The 25,522-nt window shown below is 59.8% G+C and carries 23 protein-coding genes; 13 read left to right on the plus strand and 10 right to left on the minus strand.

Annotation, left to right across the window (positions count from 1 at the left end; all coding sequences use genetic code 11):
* Nucleotides 1-52: 52 nt before the first annotated feature.
* Nucleotides 53-1,003 carry a D-2-hydroxyacid dehydrogenase gene (locus Q0837_RS08740; RefSeq protein WP_298467710.1) on the minus strand — a complete coding sequence of 317 codons (951 nt, stop codon included), beginning with the start codon at nucleotides 1,001-1,003 and terminating at the stop codon, nucleotides 53-55.
* A 62-nt stretch (nucleotides 1,004-1,065) separates the two neighbouring features.
* Here Q0837_RS08740 and Q0837_RS08745 point away from each other — a divergent pair, with 62 nt between their 5' ends.
* On the plus strand, nucleotides 1,066-1,662 hold the full coding sequence (locus Q0837_RS08745) for a 2OG-Fe(II) oxygenase (protein WP_298467713.1): 597 nt from the start codon (nucleotides 1,066-1,068) through the stop codon (nucleotides 1,660-1,662).
* Nucleotides 1,663-1,664: 2 nt separating this feature from the next.
* Here the strand turns inward: Q0837_RS08745 and cysS are convergent, their stop codons facing one another.
* From cysS to fsa, 4 genes are all read right to left on the minus strand, one after another.
* Nucleotides 1,665-3,161 carry a cysteine--tRNA ligase gene (cysS, locus tag Q0837_RS08750; RefSeq protein WP_298467715.1) on the minus strand — a complete coding sequence of 499 codons (1,497 nt, stop codon included), beginning with the start codon at nucleotides 3,159-3,161 and terminating at the stop codon, nucleotides 1,665-1,667.
* Between the two features lie 133 nt (nucleotides 3,162-3,294).
* Nucleotides 3,295-3,954, minus strand: a complete 660-nt coding sequence (locus Q0837_RS08755; protein WP_298467717.1) for a nitroreductase — start codon at nucleotides 3,952-3,954, stop codon at nucleotides 3,295-3,297.
* 104 nt (nucleotides 3,955-4,058) lie between these two features.
* Nucleotides 4,059-5,897: a cobaltochelatase subunit CobT gene (gene cobT, locus Q0837_RS08760; protein WP_298467719.1), complete on the minus strand. Its 1,839-nt coding sequence runs from the start codon at nucleotides 5,895-5,897 to the stop codon at nucleotides 4,059-4,061.
* Between the two features lie 33 nt (nucleotides 5,898-5,930).
* Nucleotides 5,931-6,584: a fructose-6-phosphate aldolase gene (fsa, locus tag Q0837_RS08765; protein WP_298467721.1), complete on the minus strand. Its 654-nt coding sequence runs from the start codon at nucleotides 6,582-6,584 to the stop codon at nucleotides 5,931-5,933.
* A 180-nt stretch (nucleotides 6,585-6,764) separates the two neighbouring features.
* Here fsa and Q0837_RS08770 point away from each other — a divergent pair, with 180 nt between their 5' ends.
* Nucleotides 6,765-7,439, plus strand: a complete 675-nt coding sequence (locus Q0837_RS08770; protein WP_298467722.1) for a DUF2490 domain-containing protein — start codon at nucleotides 6,765-6,767, stop codon at nucleotides 7,437-7,439.
* A gap of 9 nt (nucleotides 7,440-7,448) precedes the next feature.
* Here the strand turns inward: Q0837_RS08770 and Q0837_RS08775 are convergent, their stop codons facing one another.
* Entirely contained in the window at nucleotides 7,449-8,156 is a 708-nt protein-coding gene (locus tag Q0837_RS08775; protein WP_298467723.1) for a DUF4197 domain-containing protein, read from the minus strand.
* 58 nt (nucleotides 8,157-8,214) lie between these two features.
* On the opposite strand from Q0837_RS08775, the gene Q0837_RS08780 reads away from it, so the two are divergent.
* The 6 genes from Q0837_RS08780 (at nucleotide 8,215) to Q0837_RS08805 (ending at nucleotide 16,122) form a co-directional block, all read left to right on the plus strand.
* Nucleotides 8,215-10,380: a primosomal protein N' gene (locus Q0837_RS08780; protein WP_298467724.1), complete on the plus strand. Its 2,166-nt coding sequence runs from the start codon at nucleotides 8,215-8,217 to the stop codon at nucleotides 10,378-10,380.
* Nucleotides 10,377-11,882 carry a tetratricopeptide repeat protein gene (locus Q0837_RS08785; RefSeq protein WP_298467725.1) on the plus strand — a complete coding sequence of 502 codons (1,506 nt, stop codon included), beginning with the start codon at nucleotides 10,377-10,379 and terminating at the stop codon, nucleotides 11,880-11,882. Before Q0837_RS08780 ends, Q0837_RS08785 begins: the two co-directional genes overlap by 4 nt.
* Nucleotides 11,883-11,927: 45 nt before the next feature.
* Complete coding sequence (locus Q0837_RS08790) at nucleotides 11,928-13,496, plus strand: cryptochrome/photolyase family protein (protein WP_298467726.1); 1,569 nt, start codon at nucleotides 11,928-11,930, stop codon at nucleotides 13,494-13,496.
* 12 nt (nucleotides 13,497-13,508) lie between these two features.
* The gene (locus tag Q0837_RS08795) at nucleotides 13,509-14,141 is read left to right on the plus strand and encodes a glutathione S-transferase family protein (protein ID WP_298467729.1); all 633 of its coding nucleotides are present in this window, start codon (nucleotides 13,509-13,511) and stop codon (nucleotides 14,139-14,141) included.
* The gene (locus tag Q0837_RS08800; RefSeq protein WP_298467731.1) at nucleotides 14,138-14,938 is read left to right on the plus strand and encodes a hypothetical protein; all 801 of its coding nucleotides are present in this window, start codon (nucleotides 14,138-14,140) and stop codon (nucleotides 14,936-14,938) included. Before Q0837_RS08795 ends, Q0837_RS08800 begins: the two co-directional genes overlap by 4 nt.
* Nucleotides 14,939-15,096: 158 nt before the next feature.
* Nucleotides 15,097-16,122: a fatty acid desaturase gene (locus Q0837_RS08805; RefSeq protein ID WP_298467733.1), complete on the plus strand. Its 1,026-nt coding sequence runs from the start codon at nucleotides 15,097-15,099 to the stop codon at nucleotides 16,120-16,122.
* Here the strand turns inward: Q0837_RS08805 and Q0837_RS08810 are convergent.
* Genes Q0837_RS08810 through Q0837_RS08820 form a run of 3 tightly spaced genes read right to left on the minus strand, consistent with a single transcriptional unit; the run spans nucleotide 16,119 to nucleotide 18,377 of the window.
* Nucleotides 16,119-16,865, minus strand: coding sequence for an isocitrate lyase/phosphoenolpyruvate mutase family protein (locus Q0837_RS08810; RefSeq protein ID WP_298467735.1), 747 nt, complete (start codon nucleotides 16,863-16,865; stop codon nucleotides 16,119-16,121). The two genes, Q0837_RS08805 and Q0837_RS08810, sit on opposite strands and share 4 nt — an antisense overlap.
* Nucleotide 16,866: 1 nt before the next feature.
* The gene (locus tag Q0837_RS08815; RefSeq protein ID WP_298467737.1) at nucleotides 16,867-17,904 is read right to left on the minus strand and encodes a bifunctional transcriptional activator/DNA repair enzyme AdaA; all 1,038 of its coding nucleotides are present in this window, start codon (nucleotides 17,902-17,904) and stop codon (nucleotides 16,867-16,869) included.
* Nucleotides 17,901-18,377 carry a DUF1203 domain-containing protein gene (locus tag Q0837_RS08820; protein WP_298467739.1) on the minus strand — a complete coding sequence of 159 codons (477 nt, stop codon included), beginning with the start codon at nucleotides 18,375-18,377 and terminating at the stop codon, nucleotides 17,901-17,903. Before Q0837_RS08820 ends, Q0837_RS08815 begins: the two co-directional genes overlap by 4 nt.
* Nucleotides 18,378-18,480: 103 nt before the next feature.
* Between Q0837_RS08820 and Q0837_RS08825 the strand changes: the two genes are divergently transcribed.
* Nucleotides 18,481-20,052, plus strand: a complete 1,572-nt coding sequence (locus tag Q0837_RS08825) for a trypsin-like peptidase domain-containing protein (protein WP_298467741.1) — start codon at nucleotides 18,481-18,483, stop codon at nucleotides 20,050-20,052.
* Between the two features lie 87 nt (nucleotides 20,053-20,139).
* Nucleotides 20,140-21,666 carry a serine protease gene (locus tag Q0837_RS08830; protein ID WP_298467743.1) on the plus strand — a complete coding sequence of 509 codons (1,527 nt, stop codon included), beginning with the start codon at nucleotides 20,140-20,142 and terminating at the stop codon, nucleotides 21,664-21,666.
* A 193-nt stretch (nucleotides 21,667-21,859) separates the two neighbouring features.
* Here Q0837_RS08830 and Q0837_RS08835 read toward each other — a convergent pair whose 3' ends face one another.
* On the minus strand, nucleotides 21,860-22,687 hold the full coding sequence (locus tag Q0837_RS08835; RefSeq protein ID WP_298467745.1) for a TauD/TfdA family dioxygenase: 828 nt from the start codon (nucleotides 22,685-22,687) through the stop codon (nucleotides 21,860-21,862).
* A 165-nt stretch (nucleotides 22,688-22,852) separates the two neighbouring features.
* On the opposite strand from Q0837_RS08835, the gene Q0837_RS08840 reads away from it, so the two are divergent.
* From Q0837_RS08840 to atpA, 3 genes are all read left to right on the plus strand, one after another.
* Nucleotides 22,853-23,245, plus strand: a complete 393-nt coding sequence (locus Q0837_RS08840; RefSeq protein ID WP_298467747.1) for a DUF1304 domain-containing protein — start codon at nucleotides 22,853-22,855, stop codon at nucleotides 23,243-23,245.
* Nucleotides 23,246-23,419: 174 nt separating this feature from the next.
* Nucleotides 23,420-23,974 carry a F0F1 ATP synthase subunit delta gene (locus Q0837_RS08845; protein ID WP_298467749.1) on the plus strand — a complete coding sequence of 185 codons (555 nt, stop codon included), beginning with the start codon at nucleotides 23,420-23,422 and terminating at the stop codon, nucleotides 23,972-23,974.
* Nucleotides 23,975-23,986: 12 nt separating this feature from the next.
* Entirely contained in the window at nucleotides 23,987-25,516 is a 1,530-nt protein-coding gene (gene atpA, locus Q0837_RS08850; RefSeq protein ID WP_298467750.1) for a F0F1 ATP synthase subunit alpha, read from the plus strand.
* Nucleotides 25,517-25,522: the final 6 nt, after the last annotated feature.

The raw sequence follows: 25,522 nt of genomic DNA on the forward strand, positions 1-25,522 counted from the left end.
AGCATGATGTTGGTTTCGTGGCAGAGTCGCCCGAGGTTACTGTGGCAACTGGTTAGTAACCGCGAATGGGGTCGAAAACGGGCGCAACCGGCTCTCCGCGCCGAAACTTGTCGAGATTGTCGAGAAAGCGCTCAGCGCTGCGAATGAACATTTTGTCCTGCGCACGGCCCGACAGGTGCATTGAGATATGGGCATTGTCGAGCGTCCAGAGTTTGTGGTCTTCTGGCAGAGGTTCGGGCGTGGTTACGTCGAGAAACGCTCCGCCGATTTTCTTGCTCTCCAGCGCCCCAATCAAAGCCGATTGGTCGATCACACTGCCGCGCGCGATATTCACGATCACCGCGTCAGATTTCATCGCTGCCAGCTCGTCCGTTCCGATCATGCCTTCGGTTTCAGGCGTGGCGGGGACGGCCAAGACCACCCAATCAAATTCACCGAGCTTGCCGCGCCATTCGTCGGGACTAAGCACTCCTTCACCGCCGCTGCGTCGAACGACGGTGACATCGACATCGAACGCTTCCAGCCGCGGCTGGATCAATTTCCCGATTGCACCATAGCCCAGCAGAAGCGCCTTTGACCCTGCCAGTTCGCGCTTACCCGGACTGTCGAGCAACCATTCGCGCCGCTCCTGCGCACGCACCACCTCGCGATAGCCTTTGGCGATGTTGAGCATCCCCATCACCACATATTCAGCGATTGTAATCGCATTGATGCCTGCGCCGTTTGTCACAGTAATCCCGCGTTCGATCAGCACGTCCATCGGCAGGAAATCGAGGCCCGCATAGATCGAATTGAGCCATTTGAGCTTGGTCGCTGCGCGCAAGGTCGCCGCCATCGCCTCCTGCTCGTACATATCGAACCACCCGATCTCGGCCTCGGGCACAGCTTCGAGCGCCTCCTCCTTGGTCATGAACCAACGAATGTCGAGATCGTCTGGCAGTCGCGGTTCGAGCAGCGGGCGGATCAAGCCGGAAATTGCGACGATGGTCTTGGGATTGGTCACTGTCGACATGCTCCGCGTTTGCTGCGCTTGACTTGCTTCGATGGCGCTGCACTAGTCGCCGCATGCTTGCAAGCCACTGCGTAATTGATGGGTTTCTAGGAGTAGAGGCCTCGGCCGAATTGCTCGATTTTGCGTTGTCGAACGAAGCGGGCTTCGAACCGACCGCCGTGTACAATTCTGACCATGGCTGGGGCGTGCGGAGCAAGAGCCGCAAGTCGGTCCGTTTTACAGGCGACTGGAAACCTCGGCGCAAGGCATTTCGCAAGGTCATCGAAGATCGCCTCGAAGAGGTCGTTGACGGTGCGGGATGCGCAGGCTTCCGGCCCGACAAGATGGAGTTTGAACTGGTCGCGACGGGCGACGGGGGGCATTTCATCCGCCATATCGACACGCTGACCAACCGAAAGGAGTCGGAGACCGATCGAATCGTGAGCGCCGTCTATTACTTCCACCGCGAACCGCCGCGCTTCAAGGGCGGCGAGCTGATCATGCACGCGCTGGCGGGGGACGAAACTTTGCTGATCGAACCGAAGCACGACAGGCTGGTCATCTTTTCCTCGATCGCTCCGCACGAGGTGAACCTAACCACGGTTCCCAGCGATGCCTTCGAAGACTCGCGCTTTTCGGTCAATTGTTGGCTGCACCGCGACCGGGTGTAGACCTAGCTCTGCGCGAGCTTCCACTCCCAACCGAGCGGATCGCCGTCCATCACTTCGACGCCCTTCGCCGCGAGCTCGTCACGGATCGCGTCTGAGGTGGCGAAGTCCTTTTCGGCACGAGCAGCCTTGCGGCGAGCGAGCGCCTCTTCGATCTCTTCCTCGGTGATCTCGGCGGTCTTCGGGCGAATCCGAAGGTCTTCACGATAGATGGGAAAGAGCCCAAGACCGAGAACGCTGTCCATCACGGCCGTTAGCCTTGCCTTCTTGAATGGGTCGACCTTCTTCATCCCGAGCACATCCTCCAGAGCGGTCAATGCAATGGGAGTGTTCAGATCATCGAACAACGCTACCTGAAATTTGTCGAGCGGAGCCTGCAATCTGCCCCATTCTTCATCTTCGACATCTCGCACAGTCCAGATCACAGCTGGATCTTCATCTGGTTGAAAGACTGAAATCGACCCAAGCTCAACTTCGCGTGAGCGCAAAGTGGTCAACTGCAAAACCATCCGCTTAAGCCGCGTGAGCGCCGCATCGAGGCCCTGCCAAGAAAACTCCAGCTCGCTGCGATAGTGCGCCTGCAAGCACATCATCCGGTAAGCGAGCGGGTGATAGCCCCGGTCCACCAGCGTCTGCAGCACCAGAAACTCGCCGGATGACTTCGACATCTTCCCGCGCCGGTCGATCAGGAAATTGTTGTGCATCCAGATCGTCGCCGCGCTGTCGGCTGAGCAATTGTGCGCCTGATTTTGCGCGATCTCATTGGGGTGATGAATTTCGCGGTGGTCGATCCCGCCCGTGTGAATATCGAACGGGTGGCCGAGCAGTTCTGCGCTCATCACCGAGCATTCGAGGTGCCAGCCGGGAGCGCCCTTCCCCCACGGCGAGTCCCATTCCATCTGCCGCGTTTCACCCGGAGGCGTCTTGCGCCAGATCGCAAAATCGGCGGCGTTGCGCTTGCCTTCGACCGTGTCGATCCGTCCCTCCCCGTCGTCAGTCACGGCGCGGGCCAAACGGCCATATTCCGGCACGGTGGACACGTCGAAGTACAGGCCGCTGCCGAGTTCGTAGCAATGCTTGTCCTGCATCGCCTTGCCCCACTCGATCATGCTTTCGACATAGTCGGTGGCGCGCGGGTGCGCGGGTTTGCGGACGTTCAGGCGGTCCAGGTCGGCTTCGAACACTTCCTGATAGTAGCGCGCGATATCCCACGCGCTTTTGCCCTGCGCAGCGGCGGCCTTCTCCATCTTGTCATCGCCCGCATCGGCGTCCGAGGTCAGGTGACCGACATCGGTGATGTTGATGACGTGGGACAGCTTCAGCCCCTTATGGCTCAGAGTCCGGCCGAGTGTATCGGCGAAGATGTAGGCGCGCATATTGCCGATATGCTGGTAATTGTAGACCGTCGGCCCGCACGTATAGACCCGCGCCTCACCCGGATGGATGGGTTCGAACGGCTGGAGTTCGCGGGTGAGCGAATTGAAGAGTTTGAGGTCGGTCATTGTGGGGGGCGCTTTGGCGAGCCTTGAGCACGCCGTCAATTCTATCGTCATTGCAAGCGAAGCGAAGCAATCCAGAGCCTAGCGCGAAACCGCTGTGGATTGCCGCGCCGCTTCGCGGCTCGCAATGACGCAGCTAGAAACCCAAAAACTTAACATGCTCATCGAGCGGCACACGCTCACGCTCAAAACTGTTCACCGGGGCATCGGGGTCGCGATAGCCGATCGCCATGCCGCAAAAGAGCATGTATCGCTCGTGGTCCAAGCCGAGATGATCGCGGATCACGTTCGCATAATACGCCATGAATTCCTGAAAGCAGCTGTCGAGCCCTTCCTCACGCAGCAGCAACGCGACCGTTTGCAGCCACATGCCGGTGTCGGACCATTGCGGCTCTTTCATCAGGCGCGGGAAATAGACGAACATGACTGCGGGCGCATCAAAGCTGGTGGCGTTGCGCCCCATCGCAGCCATGCGCGCCGCTCCGTCATCGCGCGCAATGCCAAGCGCGTCGAACATGCCCTTCGACACACCGTGGAGCCGCTCTTTGTAGGCGTCCTCGCTCTTTGGCGCATCCCAGTCATATTCGAGCTGTTGCGGAGGCGTGGTGGTGATCTTCGCCTGCAAATCCTTGAGCGGCTGGCCAGTGACAACAGTGGCTTCCCATGGCTGGTAATTGCAGCCAGAGGCCGCCCAGCGAGCTGTATCCATCACTCGGCGTATGATTTCGAGATCGACGGGTTTGTCGAGGAATTCCCGCACAGAGCGGCGGCTGGTAACGGCTTCGGTTACGTTCATATTTTACCTCGTCATTCCCGCGAAGGCGGGAATCCAGAGCTATCCGGCACCGCTTCGCATAAACAAGCTGGATCCCCGCCTTCGCGGGGATGACGAATTGAGTGCTATCTTCGCTTCACGCCCTTCTCATCCTCGAACAGTTCCGCCAACTGCTCCATGATCGTGCCGCCGAGTTGTTCGACATCCATGATCGTCACCGCGCGGCGATAGTAGCGCGTCACATCGTGCCCGATGCCGATGGCGACCAGTTGGACGGGCGAGGCTTTTTCGATCCACTCGATCACGCCGCGCAGATGCGCTTCGAGGTAACCGGCTGAGTTCACACTCAAGGTCGAGTCATCCACCGGTGCACCGTCTGAAATCACCATTAGGATGCGGCGTTCCTCGGGGCGATAGATCAGGCGGGAATGTGCCCATAGCAGCGCCTCGCCGTCGATGTTTTCCTTCAGCAGCCCTTCGCGCATCATCAGGCCGAGATTGCGGCGCGCGCGGCGCCATGGCTCATCGGCCTGTTTGTAGATGATGTGGCGCAGATCGTTGAGGCGGCCGGGCCCTTGCGGTTTTCCATCGGCGAGCCATGCCTCGCGCGACTGCCCGCCCTTCCAAGCGCGGGTGGTGAAGCCGAGAATCTCGGTCTTGACCCCGCAGCGTTCCAGCGTGCGCGCCAGAATGTCGGCGCTGATCGCAGCGATGCTGATCGGGCGACCGCGCATCGAACCCGAATTGTCGATCAGCAGCGTGACGATCGTGTCCTTAAACTCGATATCGCGCTCGACCTTGTAAGACAGCGCCGTGCCGGGTGAGACCACCACGCGCGAAAGCCGCGCCGCATCGAGCACGCCCTCTTCCTGATCGAAATCCCAGCTGCGGTTCTGCTGCGCCATCAGGCGGCGCTGCAGTCGGTTCGCGAGCCGCGTAACGACACCTTGCAAGCCCGTCAGTTGGCTGTCGAGATAGGCACGCAAACGGTCCAGCTCTTCGGAATCGCACAATTCCGGCGCTTCGATTTCTTCATCGAACCGCTCGGCAAAGGCGTTGTAGTCGAGCCCTTCGGGAATGTCGGCTTGCGGTCGGTTCGGACGAACGGGCGCGTTGGAAGCATCGCCTTCTTCGCCCGGCTCGCCATCCTGCATATCGTCATCCGGCGCGAACTCGCTGTCGGCATCGCCCTCGCCTTCGCCCTCTGCCATTTCGCCGGCCATCTCGGAGCTTTGCGGGTCGGCATCGCCTTCCTGCTGCTCATCGCCGGATTGTTCGTCGTCCGCGCCGTCCTCCTCATCGCCGTCATCATTGTCGGCTTCGTCGGGCGCATCGGTTGGGCGAGTAAGGTCGAGCTCACGCAGCATGTCGAGCGCGAGCTTCTGAAAAGCTTCCTGATCATCAAGGCTGTCGCCAAGCGCGGAGAAATCCTTGCCGACCGTCTCTTCGATGAAGTCGCGCACCAGCTCGATACCGGGCTGCGCTTTTTCAGGGATCGGCTCCCCGGTCAGCTCTTCGCGCAGCATAAGCGACAGCGCGGTTTGCAACGGCACCTCGCTGGAATTCTGCGCGCGGACGATCTGATCAGTCGCGGTGCGCATCTCGGTCGCCGCGTCGAGATTTCCCTTCATGCCGTCGAAGCTGTTCGCACCCAGCGCCTCATAGCGCACCTGCTCGATCGCATCGTAGCAAGCGCGGGCCACCGGCTCTGGCGGCGCCCCGACCGCGTGCAATCCCGCATCGTGATGGCGCAGTTTGAGCGCAAACGAGTCTGCGAAACCGCGCGCCTCGGTCACCTGCTCGAATGGCAGGTCCCGTCCGGGTAGCGGCACGCGAAACCGGTTGCCCGAGGCTCCAGGTACGTCCGCGCTCCACGCCACCTCAACCTCCGGATCACTCGCAATGGCGCGAGCTGCTCCAGTCAGAGCGTGTTTGAACAGGTCGAGAGGGGATTCTTCAGCCATTCAGTCTCAGTTAGGGACTTATCCGCCGCCCCGCTAGCCGATAGTTTGACCAGTTTTTTCCCAGTCTTTGAGGAAGCCTTCGATCCCTTTGTCGGTCAGCACATGCTTGAACAGCCCATGGATCACCTTGGGTGGTGCCGTCATGACGTCGGCGCCGATCTTCGCGCTTTCGAGTACGTGGGTGACGTGCCGGACACTGGCGACGAGGATTTCGGTTTCGTAGGCGTAATTGTCGTAGATCAGGCGGATATCGCTGATCAGGTCCATCCCGTCGAAGCCATTGTCATCATGCCGGCCAACGAAGGGCGAGATGAATGTCGCGCCCGCTTTCGCCGCAAGAAGGGCCTGATTGGCCGAGAAGCACAGAGTGACATTCACCATCGTGCCATCTTCGGTCAGCGCCTTGCAGGTCTTCAGACCGTCGACCGTTAGCGGCACCTTGATGCAGACATTGTCGGCGATCTTGCGAAGGACTTCGGCCTCTTTCATCATTGTCGCGTGATCGAGCGCGACTACCTCGGCGCTAACCGGGCCATCTGTGAGACCGCAGATTTCGCGGGTCACTTCCATGAAGTCGCGGCCCGATTTCGCAATCAGTGACGGGTTGGTCGTAACGCCATCGAGCAGGCCGGTCGCGGCCAGATCCTTGATCTCGTCAATCTCGGCAGTGTCGGCAAAGAATTTCATGGGTGTTGCGCTCCCGTGGCTGGCTCGAATCGTTCGCCATCGGGATGGCACAGCGGCGCATCTGAAACCAGATGGCCATCCCCATCAAAATGACCGGGAACCGCCTGCCGGTATCGGGATTGATGTTATCACATTGCACGAAACACAATGATCGAGGTTTACAAACTACGGGATCAAATCATGCGAATTCTGGGATGCATCGCGGCGGCGATTGCGGCCATTTCTGCTACTCCGGCGGCAGCCACTGAAGAAGACTTCAACATCTGGGCGGGGCAGTTCGTGTTCGTCGATCTGGACGAGGAAGGCGACTGGTATGTGCGCGGCGAAGCACAGGAGCGTTTCACAAATGACGCTGACCGCCTCGGCCAATTGCTGCTGCGTTCCTTCGTCGGTTATCGCATCAACAAGGATGTGAATGTCGGCGGCGGCTATGCCTACATCCTGACCGATCCGGTTGGCCCGGTCGAAGTGAACGAGCACCGCATCTATCAGGAACTGAACGTCACGCTTCTCGACAATGATCAGGGGCTGAAGATTACGTCGCGCAACCGGTTGGAGCAGCGATTTTTCGAAGAAAGCGATGCGACAGGCTGGCGATACCGCAATCTGGTCCAACTGACTGTGCCGATCAGCGAGAACAACAATCTGGTGCTCTACACCGAGCCGCTCATCGGCCTCAACGATGTTGCCTTCAACCGCGATGGCGTCGCGAACTGGCGCAACTTTGTCGGTGTGACCGTACCGATTGCGGAGGGCTTCACCCTGACACCTGGCTACCTCAACCAGTATGCTGTGCGCGATGGCGAGGACCGGATTGATCACATCGCCAATGTCGGGATAACCGCTCGCTTCTAGAGCACGCGGTTAGAGCACGCGGTCAGCCGCGAACACGCCGATTAGCAGGGGATCACCCGTCGCTTGCGGGTCGCGCCGAATTGCAGCCTCTTCTGCGCCAATCTCGGTCCAGATCGCGTCGTCGACATTGCCAGCCAGCCTCTGAGCAATGCCGCCGACATCGGTGCCGGTGGCAGCGTTAATAAGCTCTGCGACAAGCGGGTCCGAGGCGATTTGAATCGCTTCGCCCAACTCCGGCACCATCGCGTCGATCAGCCTTCCACCGAGCTCTCCGCGCAGGGCCTGTGTGGCGGCATCCGGGCCGCCACGCACCAGCTCAACCGCGTTTGCAACTCCAATTACACGAACCGCGTCAGCAACTAGCGGTGCTGCGCGCTCAGACCCTTCGATCGCGATGTCGGCGAAGGCGTCCTCGAGCCGGTCCTTGAACAGCGCCGAAGTCAGAATCCGCGATAGCACATCGCCGCGCGTGCCGATTAAATTGCCAAGACCAAGCCGCCCGACCTGTTCGTCCCAATAGCCATCCGGTGCAGTAAGCCGTGCGAAGGCGCGCTCGCTGGATAGCAAGAGCAGGCGCCGGATCGCATCGGTAAAACTCAGGCCCGGAATCGTTGCACACGCCGGTAGCGCCAGGATCAGCGCTCCGCCTGCCCCCGCTTTCAAAAACCGCCGACGTTCGATTGTTTCGGCGAATGCCGTGCTCTCGTGAGCGTTCATATCCCTCTCCCCTTCTCTTGTGGTTTTGTGCGACCTGCACCCATATTGCGGACAGCTCATGAACCGCGTCCGACTCCTCGTCCTCAATGCAGCACTAGGTGCGCTCGATTACAAGCTGCCAGACGGTGTGCGGGTCGAGCCGGGTAGCGTCGTCATTGCGCCGCTCGGCCCCCGCAAGGTGACCGGGATCGTTTGGGACGAAGGCCGTTTGCCGGGTGCTGAGGTAGACGCGAGCAAGCTGCGCGCGATCCTCGAAGTTGTCGACGTCCCGCCATTAGCCAAGCCACTGCGCAGGCTGATCGAATGGACTGCCGACTATTACTGCGCGCATCTCGCCAGCGTCGCTCGCATGGTCCTATCAAGTGGCGGTGCCTTGGGCGGCCCGACCACGACGACCGAATACCGGTTGAGCGGCGGCGCACCCGAGCGCATGACCCCGCAGCGCGCAGCGGCTATCGAAGCGCTTGATGGTGAACAGGCGACCATTCGAGAGCTCGCCGGGATTGCAGGGGTGTCCGAAGGGGTGCTGCGCGGCCTCGTCAACCAAGGCGTGATTGAGCCGGTCACGGTTTCGATCGACCGCCCCTACCCCCCAGCCGATCCCGACTATCATCAACCGGCATTGTCATCGGATCAGATGGCGGTAGCAAAGCAATTGGTGAAGGCGGTCGAGGCTCAAGCGTTCGAGCCATTCCTGCTCGACGGGGTGACGGGCTCGGGCAAGACCGAGACCTATTTCGAGCCGGTAGCCGAAGCCATCAGGTTGGGACGGCAGGTGCTGGTCCTTCTGCCGGAAATCGCACTGACCGAGAACTTCCTGCACCGGTTCGAGCAACGCTTCGGCACGCCGCCAGTTCTATGGCACTCCTCGCTCAAATCCACCGAACGGCGGCGCGCATGGCGAGCGATCTCGGAGGGGTCCGCGCAGGTCATTGTCGGCGCGCGTTCGGCCCTTTTTCTGCCCTATGCCAATCTCGGCCTGATCGTCGTCGATGAGGCCCATGAGATCAGCTTCAAGCAGGATGATGGCGTGCGCTACAATGCGCGCGATGTGTCCGTGATGCGCGCTCGGTTCGAAAGCATTCCCGTGGTCCTTGCCAGCGCGACCCCGGCGCTGGAGAGCCTGCATATGGCCAATAGCGGGACCTACACGAAGCTGGATCTGCCCAGCCGATTTGGCGGTGCGCAGCTGCCCAGCATCAAACTGATCGACCTGACACAGGAAAAGCCCGCCAATGGGCGATGGCTAGCTGCGCCCCTGATCGCAGCGCTCGAACATCGGCTGGCCGAAGGCGAGCAATCGCTGCTGTTCCTCAACCGCCGCGGCTACGCACCGCTAACACTGTGCCGCAATTGCGGGCACCGGTTCCAGTGCCCGAATTGCAGCGCATGGCTGGTGGAGCACCGACTGTCCGCACGCCTCGCCTGCCACCATTGCGGGCTCGAGACGCAGCCACCGGAAAAATGCCCCGATTGCGGCGAAGGCGATTGCCTTGTCGCGTGTGGCCCGGGTGTCGAGCGCATTGCTGATGAGGTCGCCGAGCTATTTCCCGAAGCGCGCGTCGCGGTCGCGACTTCGGACACGCTTGGTTCGCCGGAACGCGCGGCGGAGTTTATCGCGCAGGCCGAAGCCAAGGCAATCGACGTGATTGTCGGCACACAGCTGGTGACGAAGGGATTCCACTTCCCTGAACTTACATTGGTCGGTGTGGTCGATGCCGATCTGGGCCTTGAAGGCGGCGACCTGCGCGCTGCCGAACGCACCTATCAGCAAGTTGCACAGGTTGCCGGTCGCGCTGGGCGCGGCGCAAAGCCGGGCGAAGTCTTGATCCAGACCCGCCACCCTGAGGCACCGGTTATTGAAGCCTTGGCCAATGGCGACCGCGACGCGTTCTACGAAGCCGAGACGGAAGCCCGCCGCGACGCCGGTGCTCCGCCTTTCGGACGCTGGGCGGCAATCATCCTGTCGAGCGAAGACGAAAAGGAAGCGCGGCAAGCGGCGGCACGGCTCGGCGACGCACGCCCGCATCTGGATGATCTCTACATTCTCGGCCCGGCCCCCGCCCCGCTGGCACTGCTGCGCAACCGTTATCGCTACCGCTTCCTTGTCAACGCTCGGCGTTCAGCGAACCTTCAGCAGGTTTTGAACCAATGGGTTGGCACGCAAGAATTCGCACCCGGTGTTCGGATCGGGATCGATATTGACCCGTATAGCTTTGTATGACGCACATTTTTTCCCGGATACGCTACGCCACTCAGACGCTCCTATCGGCGGTCGTGCTTCTTTTCGCGGGTGCCACGCCAGCGCTCGCCTCGGACTGGAAACGGGCAGAGACGCACAGCTTCATTGTCTATTCGGAGGGATCGACAACGCAGCTCGAGAAATATGCAAGAGACCTCGAACGGCTGGACGCGCTGCTGCGCAAGTTATGGCGCAAAGATCCAATCGAAGACCCCGCGAAACTGACTGTGTACTTGCTCGAAGATGCGCAGAATGTCAGCGCACTTGCCGGACGCGACGCCAGAAGCGGCTTGATAGCTGGCTTCTACACCGCACGGGCTGAAGGCTCGTTTTTCGTAGGTAATCGGCGCCGGTCAAAGTTCGCGGAGCGCCTTACCGGCAGGCAGGTGCTCTACCACGAATACGCCCACCATTTCTTCTTTCAGAACTTCTCAGTCCCCGCCCCGGCCTGGTTTGCGGAAGGCTATGCCGATTTCGTTTCGACAGCGGAGTTCCTTCCGAATGAGCAATGGACGATTGGGAAATACGCCAATCGCCATCTTTCGACCCTCGCCTACAATCGTAGCTACGATTTTGGCGCCCTTGTCAGCGGGGCCAAACCCAAGAAGAATGCGTCGCTCTTCTACGCATGGTCGTGGGCCCTGACCCACTACCTCTATTCGCAGCCGCAAGGTTCAGGCAAAAAGATCACACGATATCTGGCCGACCTCAATGACGGCATCGAGCCAGAAAAGGCAGCGGCAAATGCGTTTGGTGATACGGAGGCACTTGCGGAGGCGGTCAGGGCCTACATCAAAGAGCCAATCACCTATCAGAAATCGACCGAACCGCTGATCTATCGCAGCGCTGTTCAGATCGAAGAGCTGGAAGATGTGCCATCGCAGCTGGTTGAGCTCAGACTTCAACGGCTGATGAATTACGATGCTAAGGGCGCACAAAAGGATCTTGAGAAGCTGGTCGATCGCGGCAAAGCCAATGCCGATGTGTGGTCGGAACTCGCCATTCTGCGTTATGTGAGGCAAGATCAACGCGAGGCTCACGACGCAGTCGAACGCGCGCTTTCGCTTGATCCAACGCATACGGAAGCGCTGGTGCTGCGCGGTCGCATGGCGGTTGAGAAGTACCAGCAGGAGGGAGCGGAAGACAACGCTCTGCTCGAAACTGGGCTTGCCGATTTGGAAGCTGCCGTCGCGGCAGAGCCAAACAATCCATGGGCGCTGACCAACCTGGCACAGACGCTCCAGATGAGCGGTCAACAAGCCGATCGACTGGGAGAATTATCGGAGCGCGCATTCGAACTCGCGCCAGAGGTTGTACCGATCCGGTTTCAGTACGCCTTCGTATTAACGGCGCAGGGTCAATACAGCCGCGCGATCCGGCTGATGGAAATCATCGCCAACAACCCGCATGGCGGCGGGGAAAATGCGGAAAAATTCATCGAGTCGCTCAAGGGTCTGCGCGATGAATATGGCGACGAGAATTAGCGCATTGAATTCGGCACTTATCTGAGTGTCGGACATTGATGCCGCATGACCGATCAACCAATCCTCGTTCCCATCCTCGGCGATCAGCTGACACGCACCCTCGCCAGCCTACGCGGGCGAACCAAGGACGATACTGTCATCCTGATGATGGAGGTCTGGGACGAGGCGACCTACGTCAAGCATCACAAGCAGAAGATCGTGCTGCTCTTCTCGGCCATGCGCCATTTCGCTGACGAACTGCGCGAGGCTGGTTGGACCGTCGACTACGTCAAACTCACCGATGAAGAAAATTCCGGTAGCTTCACTGGAGAGGTGGCGCGCGCAATTGAGCGACACGATCCGCGCGAAGTCCATATCACCGAAGCCAGCGAATGGCGGGTGCAGCAGGCCATCGAGGAATGGCCCGGCAAGTTTGCTTGCACGGTCGAAATCATGCCCGACGACCGCTTCCTGTGTTCGCATGCCGAGTTCCAGGAATGGGCTGACGGTCGCAAGCATCTCACGATGGAGCATTTCTATCGCGAGATGCGCAGGAAAACCGGTCTGCTGATGACAGATGACGGCAAACCGAAAGGCGGCGACTGGAACTATGACAAGGACAATCGCGAACCGCCCAAGGGTGAGATGGATGCCCCGCCGGCACCGAATTTCGAGCCCGATGATATCACGCGCGAAGTGATCGAGTTGGTAGAGGAAAAGTTCGCGGACCATTTCGGCAATCTCGACAGCTTCGAATGGCCCGTCACAAGCGATGAAGCCGCGCGCGCTGCCGACGCGTTCTTTGCCGAGCGGATCGAGAAGTTCGGCCCTTACCAGGACGCGATGGTCCATGGGTCGGACGACCTCTTTCACTCAATGCTATCGACCAGCATCAATTGCGGACTGCTCGACCCACTCAAACTGTGCGAACGCGCCGAGCAGGCTTACGAAGATGGCAAAGCGCCGCTCAATTCGGTCGAGGGTTTCATCCGCCAGATCATCGGCTGGCGCGAATATATTCGCGGGTTCTACTGGCTCCACATGCCCGATCTCGAAACGGCGAACGAACTTGAAGCGACCCGTCCGCTGCCTGAATTCTTCTGGACCGGAGCAACCGATATGCGGTGCCTGTCAGATTGCATCCGCTCCACGCACAACAACGCGCACGCGCACCATATTCAGCGGCTGATGGTGGTTGGCAATTTCTGCCTGCTCGCCGGGATCGACCCGCGCGAGGTGCAGGACTGGTATCTCGCCGTCTATGCGGACGCGTATCAATGGGTCGAACTGCCCAATGTCAGTAGCATGATCCTCTATGCCGATGGCGGAAAGCTCGCGACCAAGCCCTATGCGGCGAGCGGAAACTACATCAACAAGATGTCCGATTACTGCAAAGAATGCTCGTATTCGGTCAGCAAAAAGACCGGCGAAGGCGCATGCCCGTTCAACCCGCTCTACTGGCATTTCATGGACCGCCACCGCGATCGGCTGGAAAGCAATCACAGGATCGGCCGTATCTTCGCGACGTGGGACCGAATGGGGGACGAGAAAAAGCGCGACTATCTGGAAAGCGCGGAAAAAGTCCTCGACAGCCTCGAACCGGCCAGCAAAGGGTGGGCGCGAAACGAGAACTAGGAGAGCCCCCCAATGTTGACCGTCCACCACCTTCGCATTTCGCAGTCCGAACGCATTGTCTGGCTGTGTGAAGAGCTGGGCCTCGACTACGATCTGAAGCTCTACAATCGCGATCCCGACACGCGGCTGGCCCCTCCTGAGCTCAAAGCCTTGCACCCAATGGAGGTCGCTCCGCTGATCGAGGATGGCGATACTCTGCTGGGCGAGAGCGGTGCAATCGTCGATTATATCATCGGCAAATACGCGCCTGACACCGATCTGGTGCCCGGCCCTGACAACCCCGATTTTGCCGATCACCTTTATTGGTACCACTTTGCCAATGCGACGTTCATGACAAACGGCATGATGCAGATCGCTGTTGGCGCGCTCGGCGGTGATATGCCTCCCCCGCTGGCGAAACGTGTCACCAATGCATGGAAGCAGATCGAAACGCGGCTGGGCGAGGCAGACTATTTCGGCGGTTCGCAGCTGACCACAGCCGACATCATGATGGTGTTCCAACTGACCACCAGCCGCGCGTTCAACGGCATGACGATCGATCACCTGCCGAACCTCAAGGCATATCTGCAGCGCATCGGCGGACGAGAAGCGTATCAGACCGCGATGGCAAAGGCCGAACCGGGTTTCCCGCCAAAGTTGGATTGAGCGACACGCAAATGGGGCGCCACTCTCGAAAGAGCCTGCGGGAACCGGGCGCCAAAATTGCACATGGGCACCCTTTCTACGATCTGATCGAGGAAGCCTACCGCGCTTTCGATACTTACAAGCCAATCAACGTCGACGTGTGCACCGACTGCTGCATGCCAAAGGACGTCGAAGCCGACTTCTTCCGCTCAAACATCGAGGAATTGCCTTTCCATTATTTGAGGGAATGGTTCTCGGCCGCCTGCGCAACCGATGGGGTGCGCAAGGACATCTGGGCTTACCTCTTACCGCGAGTTCTCGAAGTTCTGGCCGTTGGCGAGGAACCGAAAGATGTAGGCATCGAGTCGTCGCTCTCTAGATTTGATACCGGCAATCCCAGCCACTGGTCGACCGATCAATGGAGTGTGCTGGACCGGTTTCAGCGCCGGTTCCTGCAAAGCCGCTTTCAGACGCCCGACAGATGGCCCGGCCAATTGCTCGACGACATCGTCTGCATGTTCAGCCGTGGTGGGTGGCCATTGGACGATTTGCTCGCGCAGGTCATGGCCGTGCCCGACAAGTTACTGGCTCAGAGACTGTGGCAGGATTGGTGCGCCGAACTTGGCGAGTTCGGCGACTACGGGCATATTTGGATCACCGCATTTTGGGACAAAGCCGAAAAGGCCCGAATGATGGCGTTCTATACCTCCGAACCCTTGCGCCAGAGGATGCAGACACTGGCTCTTTCAGACATAGCGAAGCCAGAATTCTGCTCAAAGGCCTCAGCAGTCTTCAGTGTAATGGAGCGATCTGCGTGAAGCCGGTTTGGCGGCAAGCAATTCATGCCGGGCCGACTTGCCGTTCTGGCGTTGGTCGGACAGCGCGGTGCTTACGTGGAGAAACCGGCTGATAATTCTCGCCTTTGCAATATTGCGGACCTACGTTAATCGCGTCGCAGCCTCCCCTAAGGAACAGAATGACTCAGCAAGCTCAAAGCGAAACCGCGCTCGATCCCAAGCAATTGATGCGCGATCTTGCTGCTTTTCGTGACCCGAAGCTTGGTCGCAGCCTGTGGGAATTGGCGATTACGCTGGTCCCATTCATGGCGGTGTTCGGCGCGGCGCTATTCGCTATCGACGCAGGCTTCTACGCTGGGCTTGCGCTCATCCCTGTGGCGGGTTTGCTCCTGCTGCGGCTCTTTATCATTCAGCACGATTGCGGGCATGGCGCATTCCTTTCCAGCAAGAAGGGTAACGACTGGATCGGCAGAGCGCTGGGGGTTCTGACATTCACTCCCTATGATTGCTGGAGACTGTCGCATGCCCGCCACCACGCGCGCACAGGCAATCTGGATAAGCGCGGCTTTGGCGATGTCGACACCCTGACTGTGCGGGAGTTTCAAGAAGGCTCGCCAATTCAGCGCTTTGGCTATCGCTTGTACCGCCACCCGCTGGTGCTGTTCGGTTTCGGGCCGATCTATCTGTTCATCATTCGCCACCGTTTGCCGGTTGGCCTGATGCGCGAAGGTTCGCTGTACTGGATCAGCGCGATGGCCACCAATGCCGTTCTCGCTGCGATCATGGCGGGACTGATGTTCGTCTTCGGGATCGGGACGACACTGCTGGTGGTGGTGTCGACCCTGCTGATTGCGGCCTCCACAGGTGTGTGGCTGTTTTATGTCCAGCACCAATATGAAGACGCGCATTGGGACCGTCAGGAAAACTGGTCTTTTCAGGAAGCTGCATTGCACGGCAGTTCCTATCTGACCCTGCCCCAACCGCTACGCTGGTTTACCGGGAATATCGGCATCCACCACGTCCACCATCTGGCCAGCAGCATCCCGTTCTATCGTTTGCCCGAAGTGCTCAAGAAGTACCCGGAGCTTGAGGATCTCAACCGCCTGTCGATGCGCGAAACGCTGCGGCCGATGGTTTTGGCCCTATGGGACGAAGACAGCCGGAAACTTGTGAGCTTTCGTCAGGCTGCGCAAGCCAGCGCTTAGGCTGAGAACGCCGCCTTCGCCGCTTCGGTTACGCCGGCCATCGCCTCACGCCAAGGTGCCGGGCCATAGCTGATGCGTGCAACGCCCAGCTCCGCCAATTCCGCATTGCTGACCATGCCAGGCAAACGCATCACGTTAACTGGCATATCGACGCTTTCACAGATTTGCGCGATCATGGCCGGGTCGCTCAGTCCGGGGATGAAGAAACAACCCGCTCCCGCCGCGCGATAGGCTGCCGCACGTTCGATTGCGGCATCGACCAGCTCGGCGCGGTTGGGGTTTTCACCCGCCATCAGCGGCCCGAGAAACAGATCGGTTCGGGCGTTTACGAATAGGCCGGCACCGTCGACCGCTGCGATCCGCTCCGCCTGTTCGTCTACTGGCCGCAGATAGCTGGTCCGGATCAAACGATCTTCAAGATTGCAGCCGGTGATTTGAACGTCGTACAGCGCTGCTGCGACCCTGCTGAGACCTTCTAGATCCTCCGCAAAACCCGCTTCAATATCAACTGAGATCGGCAATTCGACTGCCTCGGCGATTTGCCTCGCGGTTTCGACAAGCCTCGGGAACGGGATGCGTTCTCCGTCTTCATAGCCCTGCGCTCCTGCCAGCGAGAGACTGCCCGTTGCAATCACTTTCGCGCCGGCAGCGGCGACAGCTATGGCGCTGCCTACATCCCACACGTTGTACAGGATCAACGGATCATCACTGCGGTGAAGCGCGGCAAATATCTCTTTAGCCATGTCAGAACAGTTCCTTCTGGTCGGCGCCTTCGCGCTTCAGCAATTCCGCCTTGATCTCCGGCCCGTAGGCATAGCCGCCCACACCTCCGCTGGCAGGGACCACCCGGTGACACGGAATCAGTACGGCGATGTTGTTCGCGCCATTCGCGCTGCCAACCGCTCGGCTCGCCTTGGGGTTACCTAGCATCGCAGCCTGTTCGCCATAACTGCGGGTTTCGCCCGCCGGGATTTTGCGCAAGGCCTCCCAGCAGCGCTGCTGAAACGCGGTTCCCTTCACATCCAAGGGAATGTGCGAGCTATCGAGCGAAGGCTCTTCCACCACCACCACGACCTGATCGAACAGGGCGCGGAATTCTTCGCCACCAGCGACCAGTTCTGCCTTTGGGAAACGCCTGTGCAGCGCATCTTCACCTTCGTTGAAGCTCAGACAGCACACGCCCTTCTCAGTCGCGGCTACGAGCATCTCGCCGAGCGAAGTCGGCACCACGCTCCAATAAATCGTCCGGCCCTTGCCGCCATCGCGCCAGTCACTCGCTTGCATGCCAAGCTTCCCTTTCGTGTCTGAATAAAAGCGCGAGGGAGCCGAATACCCCGCTTCATAGAGCGCGTCGGTCACGCTTGCTCCGCCTTCCAGAGCTTCTCGCACACGCTCCTCACGCAATGCCCGCGCAAAGGCTGAAGGGGAAAGACCGACCGTCCGTTTGAACAGGCGCTGGAAATGTGTCGGTGAATAGCCGGTCAGTTCGGACAGTTGATCGAGAGTCTTCGCGCCGTCAGCGCGGATAGCCGCAATCGCTGCCAAGACGCAGGCTTCTTCGGCGCTTTGAGTGTTGGGCGAGCACCTTTTGCAGGCACGCAGACCGGCAGCCTCGGCATCGGCCGACGTCGCATAGAATCGGACGTTCTTGCGATGCGGCATTCGAGCAGGGCAACTCGGGCGGCAATAAATGCCGGTGGAATGGACGCCGGTCACGAACGCTCCATCGAAAGCGCGATCCTTGCGTTGCACCGCTTCCCAGGCTTGAGTGTCGGAAATCATACCGTCACCTCATAGCGCTCAATCCGCGCGGCGAAACAGCCATGCATAGCATTGTGCGCATCGATATAGGCGATTTTGGGGTCGTCGAGCAGCGCCTGAACGAGCGTTTCGACATCGTCCGATAGCGAAAGCCCCGCGCGGTGGAGATTGCCCTGCGCATCGTAGCACCTGAGCGCTATCGGCCGGGCGCGCAGGATCGGCGGAACTGCATCGACGTAGTCGGCAGCTTCGTGCGCATCCTTACGAACATAAACTGCAAAAGCGCTGCGATACGGTGTTTCGACCGCGTGGTTGGTATAGTGCGTGAGCAACAGCTCCTCACCCTCCGCTGCATCTTCGAGACTGACGCGGCAAGGAAAGCGTCCCTCGCCCGCTACCTCACGGCGCGCACGCCGCCTTTTGAGCGTGTCTTCGCTGGCATCGAAAAGCGGGGCAAACTGGTCTGGGTCTAGTCCGCGAATTCTGAAGGTCATGCTTCGGTCTCCTTGTTAGGCATGACCGGCAATTGAACGATAACGGGCAAAGCCTCATCCCGAAGCTTGCGGTCAATGTGATTGGGGGTCAAACAGCGTGGTCATGAACCGTTTCGTCATGGCGCTGCTTGTTGCCGTTATCTTCGTTTTGCCGATTTCGGCTCAGGCCGATCCCGGCGATGTCGATGCCGCTGCGCGCGGCGTGGTGCGGGTGGTTCTGATCGGCCAGGACGGGGAGGAACTGACACCGATCAGCCATGGCAGCGGATTTGCGGTCTCTCCGACCAAGATCGTCACCAACGCGCATGTCATCCGCGAAGCGTTGCAGGATGACACTCTTCGCATCGGCATCGTGCCAAGCGAAGGCGCGGACGCCGCCTTTGCCCGCCCAGTTGCCGTCAGTCCGCGTAATGATCTCGCGCTGCTCGAATTCGTGGAAGCGGATATGCGCCTGCCTCCGCTCACCATCGCCGGCGGGGTCAGCGGTGACATGGGTGAGGTTTCCGCTGTCGGCTATCCGATGAATGTCGACCTCGCGCAGGGGCTGGAGATCAGCGACATCTTCCAGGCGCAACCTCCGGTGAAGAGCCGCGGGTTTCTCTCAGGCGAGCGCCCGAGCCGCCAATTCGATACGATCCTGCACACGGCCCCGATTGCACGCGGCAATTCCGGAGGACCGCTGCTCGATGGGTGCGGGCGCGTGCTCGGGGTCAATTCCTTCGGGGCGGACTCGGATGGATCGGATGCTGAGTTCTATTTCGCGGTTTCCTTGCGCGAATTGCTCCCATTCCTGCGCGACAACGACGTCGAACCGCGTACCAATGCCCTTCCCTGCCGCTCGATCGAAGAGTTGAACGCAGCCGAGCGCGACCGCTTCGAACAGCAACGCGCCGAAGCGCGCGAACGGCTCGAAGCGCGCGAGGCGGAACTACGCGAAAAGCGCGCCGCTGCGATGGTCAAAGCGCAGATGGAAGTGCTGGAAGCGCGTGAAAATGCGATGGCATTGGCGATGGTGCTGCTGCTGGTTGCCATCGGCTGCGGCTACGCGGCGTTGCAGCAGCGCCAATCTGAGGAAACGCGCACTCGGGCCATGCTGCTTGCCGGTATCGGCGGCGCAGCGCTGATTGGCGCAATCCTCGCATGGCTGACGCGTCCCAGTTTTGCTGAGATCGAAGAGCGGGTCGAAGCGGCGATGGCTGGTGACGATGACACGAGCGGCGACGGTCCGACCAATGCAACAGCGAGCGATGGCACGCTGATCTGCACCTTGGTGCCCGAGCGCAGCCGCATCACAGGCGCGCGAACCGACGATGTCGAATTCGATTGGTCCGCCGATGGCTGCGTCAATGGCCGCACGCAATATGGCATGTCCGGCGGCACATGGTCGCGGGTCTTCGTGCCTAACGATGAACAAGCTGTCTCCGTCAACACATACGATCCGCAGACGCGGGTCTTCCAGACCGACCGGTATCTGCTGCGCCAGTCGGGAATGACTGAAGCACGTGCAGCCCGCCGCGAATACTCACCGCCAGCCTGCGGCGTAAGCGATGCAGCGCGGTTGCTGGGCGAGCAGCAATCGAAGGTGATCTCACTGTTGCCCGACCGCCCGAATGAACGTCTGGTCTATACCTGCGAGGCGAAAAGTGTCGCCGGAGGTAGTGGCGGCGAAGAATAGGGGCGGCAAAGAATAGTCAAGTAATCCGTTGAACTGACCCGATTTGCAGTGTCATAAGCGGGCAAGGCGAACAGGGGAATCCAAGCGGTGCATTTGATCACGAGACTGTTGCTGCTGTTCGCGCTGGTTTTTGCGGCATTCTCCCCCGCACAGCTTCTCGCCGATCAGAAAGACATCGATGTTGCCGCGCGCGGCGTGGTGCGGGTGGTCATCATCCAGATGATGCCGGACGGCGCGCGATATGTCGGACACGGTACGGGTTTTGCCGTCCAGCCTGACAAGATCGTCACCAATGAGCATGTCATCAGGCAAGTGCTCAGAAGCGACAATCTGGTCGCAGTCGTGGTGCCATCCGAAGGCGATGACTACACCGCTGCCAAGGTGCTGCGTGCCGATGCGCGGCGCGATCTTGCCTTGCTGGAGATTGTTGGCGATCTGAGGCTTCCCCCGCTCACTTTAATGACCAATTTCATCCCTGCCGACAAACAAGTGGCGGCGATGGGGTATCCTGGCGTGGTCGAGTTTCCGACCATTCGATCTCAGGGAGAACTCATCAAGAGCGCGGTTCCGATCACAACACGAGGCTCGGTTTCTGCCGAGCGCGAACGCAATGGTGTGAGCCTCTATCTGCATCAGGCCGATATTGCAGGCGGCAATTCAGGCGGACCTCTGGTCGATGATTGCGGACGCGTGCTGGGCGTAAACAGCGCGGTCACGATGTCCGGTCAGGGCGAAGGTGAATTCTACTTCGCTGTCCAGAACCGTGAGTTGCTACCGTTCCTGCGCGCCGCCGACGTGAATCCCAAAACCACCGACCTACCTTGCCGCTCGCTAGCTGACGTGCAGCGCGAACAGGATGCGAGGAGCGCTGCCGTTGAAGCCGAACAGCGCGCCGAGGCGGAACGGCGCGCCGCAGAGGTGGCGGCGGAGCGCGAGAGGATCGAGGTCGAAGTTCGCGAAGAACGCGAGAATATGATGGCGGTTGCTGCGGTCTTGCTGGTTGTCGCGGCGGGCATCGGTGTCTTTGCGGCCATGAACCTGCAGAACCAGCACAGCCGTCCGCGCGGGTTTATCCTCAGCGCCATTGCCGGTGTTGCAGCCATTGGAGCAGCCGTTGTCTGGATTGCTCGACCAGGAGATTCCGATGTGGCGGATCGCCTCGCGAACGGCAGAGACGATGGATCATCAGGCGATCCAGCCCTCGCGACTGGGTTCCAGGCTGGTCCCGTTATCTGCGCGCTTGACCTTGAACGCAGCCGGATAACCGGCGCGCCAAAACGCGATCACGAATTTGAATGGGGTGAAGCTGGCTGCCACGGCACCACCCAGTATGAGCTGCGCGGTGACGCCTGGCAGCGGATCTTCGTCCCTCAAGAAGACTATATGGTCCGCACCGCCTCGATCAATCCGGCAACCGGAGAGTACCGGGTGGAACGCTACCTCCTCCCGCGCAGCCAGTGGCAGATCGCACGCGACACCCGGATGAGCTACGAACCGCCCAGCTGCGGCGCGCTGAACGGTTCGGAAAGGCTCGGTGACTTGCAGGACAAGGTGTTCGACCTGCTGCCAGACGAGCCGGACGAGCGGCTCGTCTACGCCTGCACGAACAAGTGATTTTTCGCCCTCAGCGGCGCTAAACTCATTTTTGTCATTGCGAGGAGCCGAAGGCGGAGTCGAAGACGGCCAAAGGCCACCCGGCAATCCATGGCGCAACAGTAGCACGTTATTGCGACAGCCTTGACGCTTGGGAACTTGCACCATGGATTGCCGCGCGGCTTCGCCGCTCGCAATGACGAAATTAGTAGAGTTACGCCGCCAAAGCTTCCCCGCTTAGCGTGATGCGGTGCATCTCGCGGCGGTGACCGGCGTAGTCATTGATTGCGTTGTGCCAGCTGGTCCGGTTGTCCCAGATCGCGACCGTGCCCGGTTTCCATTGCAGGCGGCATTGGTTGTCTTCGGTCAGCGCAGCATCGCACAGGCGCTGAAGCAGCGGCAGGCTTTCCTCGCGCGTCTGACCGACAAAGTTGATCGTGAAAGCAGTGTTCACATAGAGCAACCTGCGCCCGGTTTGCGGGTGGCGGATCACCACCGGATGAACCGCGCCGGTCTTTAGGTCCTGCCCGCGCAGGCTCTTACCCATGTCGGTCTGCGCATAGAGCCCGTCGGCCTTATATACGTGGTCGGCTGTGTGAAACGCCTCGAGATTGTCGATCTCGGCCTTCAGATCATCGGGCAGCGCATCATAGGCCGCGCCCATATGTGCCCATTCGGTGTCCCCGCCTTGAGGGGGTAGATCGCGCGCAACCAGCACCGATCCCATCGCGGGAATTTGATCGTAGGAATGGTCGGTATGCCACGCCCCGCCAATGTTGGTAGACTGGTCAGCCTCTTTCTTGACCACTGCGATCTCGTTGTAATCGTCTTGCAGCGGGAAATAGTTGTTCACATCGATCCCGCCCCAGCGGCGGCCGAACTTGATGTGATCCTCTGGCGAGAATTCCTGATCGCGAAACACCGCAACGCCGTGCTCGTAGATCGCCGTTTTGATTTCCTGCATTTCGGCATCGCTGCAATCTGCGAGCGAAACACCCGAAACCTCGACCCCGCATTTGGGCGCCATCTTTGTGAATTCCATCGTTCCTCTCCCCTCGGCGTTTTCCGCCGTTACCGGTCAATCTGCCGAGACTCATGATCTTTGACAAGAGCAGACCTCTGATCCCGATGCGCCTCGCCGAAAGCGGGAGAATGTGCGATTGAGCGGTGCGTCAGGCATTTTGCGCCAGCGCCTTAGGAGAAAGCCATGCGGATCATCGCCAACATATTGGTCGGCCTAATTGCAGCACTCCATCTCTATATTGCTTGGTTTGAGATGTTTGCATGGACCACTCGGGGGCCTGCGGTATTTCCGACCATACCAGCCGAGATATTCCCGCAAACCATATCGATGGCAGCGAACCAGGGCCTCTATAACGCATTTCTGGCGGCGGGCCTGATCTGGGCACTCACAATCCGTGACCGAATGTGGAGTAGGAATGTGGCTTACTTCTTTCTTCTTTGTGTCGCCGTTGCTGGGATCTTCGGCGGACTCACGGTCACGCCCAGAATTGCCCTGATCCAGACCTTGCCGGCTGTCATTGCGATGGTTTTCGTGTGGAGCTCAGGCCGTACACCCAGCCAATCATTGCGCGCATAGATTGCAGGCGTGCAAAAGTCGCAACTGTTGCCGGTTGATTCACAGAGGACTCGGCTTGCAAACCCCCTACCCCGATGCTAGGCGCGCGCCAACTTCGCCGGGAGCCCCTTTTGTGTGCCCGGAATTCCGAAGCCAAGCATCGTTATTTCTTCGATCCTAGAGGACAAACAGCGCGTGGATATTTCCGCCGGTATTCAGGCTAGCCTGGCAGGGCGTTACGCCTCGGCACTTTTCGAACTCGCCAGCGAGAATGGCACCGTGACCGCGGTCGAATCCGACCTCGAAACGCTCGGTGCCGCACTCAGCGAGTCAGAAGACCTTGCCGCAGCAACGACCAACCCGCAGCTATCGCGTGCCGATCAGGGCCATGCGATCGCTGGCGTGGCAAAGCATCTTGGCCTCTCGGACCTGACCACCAATTTCCTTGGCGTGCTGGCCGGCAATCGGCGGCTGTCGAAACTGCCGGACATGATCCGCGCATTCAAAACTATTGCAGCGGCGCAGCGCGGTGAAGTCACCGCCAACGTGACCAGCGCGCATCCGCTCAGCGATGAGCAGCTGGCAACGCTCAAAACCAAGCTTACCGCTCGTGAAGGCCGCACGGTCATGCTCGACTCGACAGTCGATCCTGATCTGCTCGGCGGCCTCGTCGTCACCATTGGATCGCAGCGCATTGATGCCTCGATCCGCACCCGTCTCAACTCGCTTGCCCAGGCAATGAAGGCCTAAAGGACTACAAACATGGAAATCCGCGCCGCAGAAATCTCAAAGGTCATCAAGGACCAGATCGCCAATTTCGGCACCGAAGCCGAAGTCAGCGAAGTCGGCTCCGTGCTCAGCGTGGGTGACGGTATCGCCCGTATCCACGGTCTCGATCAGGTTCAGGCTGGTGAGATGGTCGAATTCGCCAATGGTGTTCAGGGCATGGCTCTGAACCTCGAAGCTGACAATGTCGGCGCCGTGATCTTCGGCTCAGACGCCGAGATTAAGGAAGGCGACGTCGTTAAGCGGACCGGCACCATTGTGGACGTTCCGGTTGGCAAAGGCCTGCTCGGCCGCGTGGTCGATGCGCTTGGTAACCCGATCGATGGCAAGGGCCCGATCACCGACACCACGCGCCAGCGCGTCGAAGTGAAAGCGCCAGGCATCATCCCGCGCGAGTCGGTCAGCGAACCAGTGCAGACCGGCCTCAAGGCTGTCGACGCTCTCGTCCCGGTTGGTCGCGGTCAGCGCGAGCTGATCATCGGTGACCGTCAAACCGGTAAGACCGCTGTCGCTATCGACACATTCATCAACCAGAAGACGGTCAACGAAGGCGACGACGAGAAGAAGAAGCTCTACTGCGTCTATGTCGCCGTCGGCCAGAAGCGCTCGACCGTCGCTCAGATCGTGAAGCAGCTCGAAGAAAACGGCGCGATGGAATATTCCATCGTCATCGCCGCAACCGCTTCGGAGCCTGCTCCGCTGCAGTACCTCGCGCCCTACACTGGCTGCGCGATGGGTGAGTTCTTCCGCGACAACGGCATGCACGCCGTGATCGTGTATGATGACCTTTCGAAGCAGGCTGTGGCCTATCGTCAGATGTCGCTGCTGCTGCGTCGTCCTCCAGGCCGTGAAGCCTATCCGGGCGACGTGTTCTATCTCCACAGCCGCCTGCTAGAGCGCGCCGCGAAGATGAATGAAGACAACGGCCACGGTTCGCTGACCGCTCTGCCGATCATCGAAACGCAGGCGGGCGACGTGTCGGCCTATATTCCGACCAACGTGATCTCGATCACCGACGGACAGATCTTCCTTGAAACCGACCTGTTCTATCAGGGCATCCGTCCCGCGATTAACGTGGGTCTGTCAGTGTCGCGTGTGGGCGGTGCCGCTCAGACCAAGGCGATGAAGAAGGTTTCGGGCTCGATGAAGCTCGACCTCGCGCAATATCGTGAAATGGCTGCGTTTGCGCAGTTCGGCTCGGACCTCGATGCCGCCACGCAAAAGCTGCTTAATCGCGGCGCGCGCCTGACCGAGCTGCTGAAGCAGGCTCAGTTCTCGCCGATGCCATTCGAAGAGCAGACCGTGTCGATCTTCGCTGGCACCAACGGCTATATCGATGACGTCGCTGTCGAGCGCGTGGGTGAGTATGAAGAGCAAATGCTCGCACACTTCCGCGCCGAACACGCCGACATTCTCGGCGACATTCGCGAAAGCAAGAAGTTCGAAGGCGATGTGAAGGACCGCACCGTCGCGGCTCTTGAAGCATTCGCCAAGCAGTTCGCATAAGACAGG

This window comes from uncultured Erythrobacter sp., assembly GCF_947499705.1.
GTDB lineage: Bacteria > Pseudomonadota > Alphaproteobacteria > Sphingomonadales > Sphingomonadaceae > Erythrobacter.

What these genes read in the sequence shown, in the direction of transcription:
- Q0837_RS08785 (WP_298467725.1), top strand. Translation starts at nt 10,377, where the DNA reads ATGACGCACATTTTTTCCCGGATACGCTACGCCACTCAGACGCTCCTA.
- Q0837_RS08810 (WP_298467735.1), bottom strand. Translation starts at nt 16,865, where the DNA reads ATGGCTAAAGAGATATTTGCCGCGCTTCACCGCAGTGATGATCCGTTG.
- Q0837_RS08825 (WP_298467741.1), top strand. Translation starts at nt 18,481, where the DNA reads ATGAACCGTTTCGTCATGGCGCTGCTTGTTGCCGTTATCTTCGTTTTG.
- cobT (WP_298467719.1), bottom strand. Translation starts at nt 5,897, where the DNA reads ATGGCTGAAGAATCCCCTCTCGACCTGTTCAAACACGCTCTGACTGGA.
- Q0837_RS08775 (WP_298467723.1), bottom strand. Translation starts at nt 8,156, where the DNA reads ATGAACGCTCACGAGAGCACGGCATTCGCCGAAACAATCGAACGTCGG.
- Q0837_RS08790 (WP_298467726.1), top strand. Translation starts at nt 11,928, where the DNA reads ATGACCGATCAACCAATCCTCGTTCCCATCCTCGGCGATCAGCTGACA.
- Q0837_RS08835 (WP_298467745.1), bottom strand. Translation starts at nt 22,687, where the DNA reads ATGGAATTCACAAAGATGGCGCCCAAATGCGGGGTCGAGGTTTCGGGT.
- Q0837_RS08820 (WP_298467739.1), bottom strand. Translation starts at nt 18,377, where the DNA reads ATGACCTTCAGAATTCGCGGACTAGACCCAGACCAGTTTGCCCCGCTT.
- Q0837_RS08840 (WP_298467747.1), top strand. Translation starts at nt 22,853, where the DNA reads ATGCGGATCATCGCCAACATATTGGTCGGCCTAATTGCAGCACTCCAT.
- fsa (WP_298467721.1), bottom strand. Translation starts at nt 6,584, where the DNA reads ATGAAATTCTTTGCCGACACTGCCGAGATTGACGAGATCAAGGATCTG.
- Q0837_RS08795 (WP_298467729.1), top strand. Translation starts at nt 13,509, where the DNA reads ATGTTGACCGTCCACCACCTTCGCATTTCGCAGTCCGAACGCATTGTC.
- Q0837_RS08745 (WP_298467713.1), top strand. Translation starts at nt 1,066, where the DNA reads ATGCTTGCAAGCCACTGCGTAATTGATGGGTTTCTAGGAGTAGAGGCC.
- Q0837_RS08805 (WP_298467733.1), top strand. Translation starts at nt 15,097, where the DNA reads ATGACTCAGCAAGCTCAAAGCGAAACCGCGCTCGATCCCAAGCAATTG.
- Q0837_RS08780 (WP_298467724.1), top strand. Translation starts at nt 8,215, where the DNA reads ATGAACCGCGTCCGACTCCTCGTCCTCAATGCAGCACTAGGTGCGCTC.
- Q0837_RS08755 (WP_298467717.1), bottom strand. Translation starts at nt 3,954, where the DNA reads ATGAACGTAACCGAAGCCGTTACCAGCCGCCGCTCTGTGCGGGAATTC.
- atpA (WP_298467750.1), top strand. Translation starts at nt 23,987, where the DNA reads ATGGAAATCCGCGCCGCAGAAATCTCAAAGGTCATCAAGGACCAGATC.
- Q0837_RS08815 (WP_298467737.1), bottom strand. Translation starts at nt 17,904, where the DNA reads ATGATTTCCGACACTCAAGCCTGGGAAGCGGTGCAACGCAAGGATCGC.
- Q0837_RS08770 (WP_298467722.1), top strand. Translation starts at nt 6,765, where the DNA reads ATGCGAATTCTGGGATGCATCGCGGCGGCGATTGCGGCCATTTCTGCT.
- cysS (WP_298467715.1), bottom strand. Translation starts at nt 3,161, where the DNA reads ATGACCGACCTCAAACTCTTCAATTCGCTCACCCGCGAACTCCAGCCG.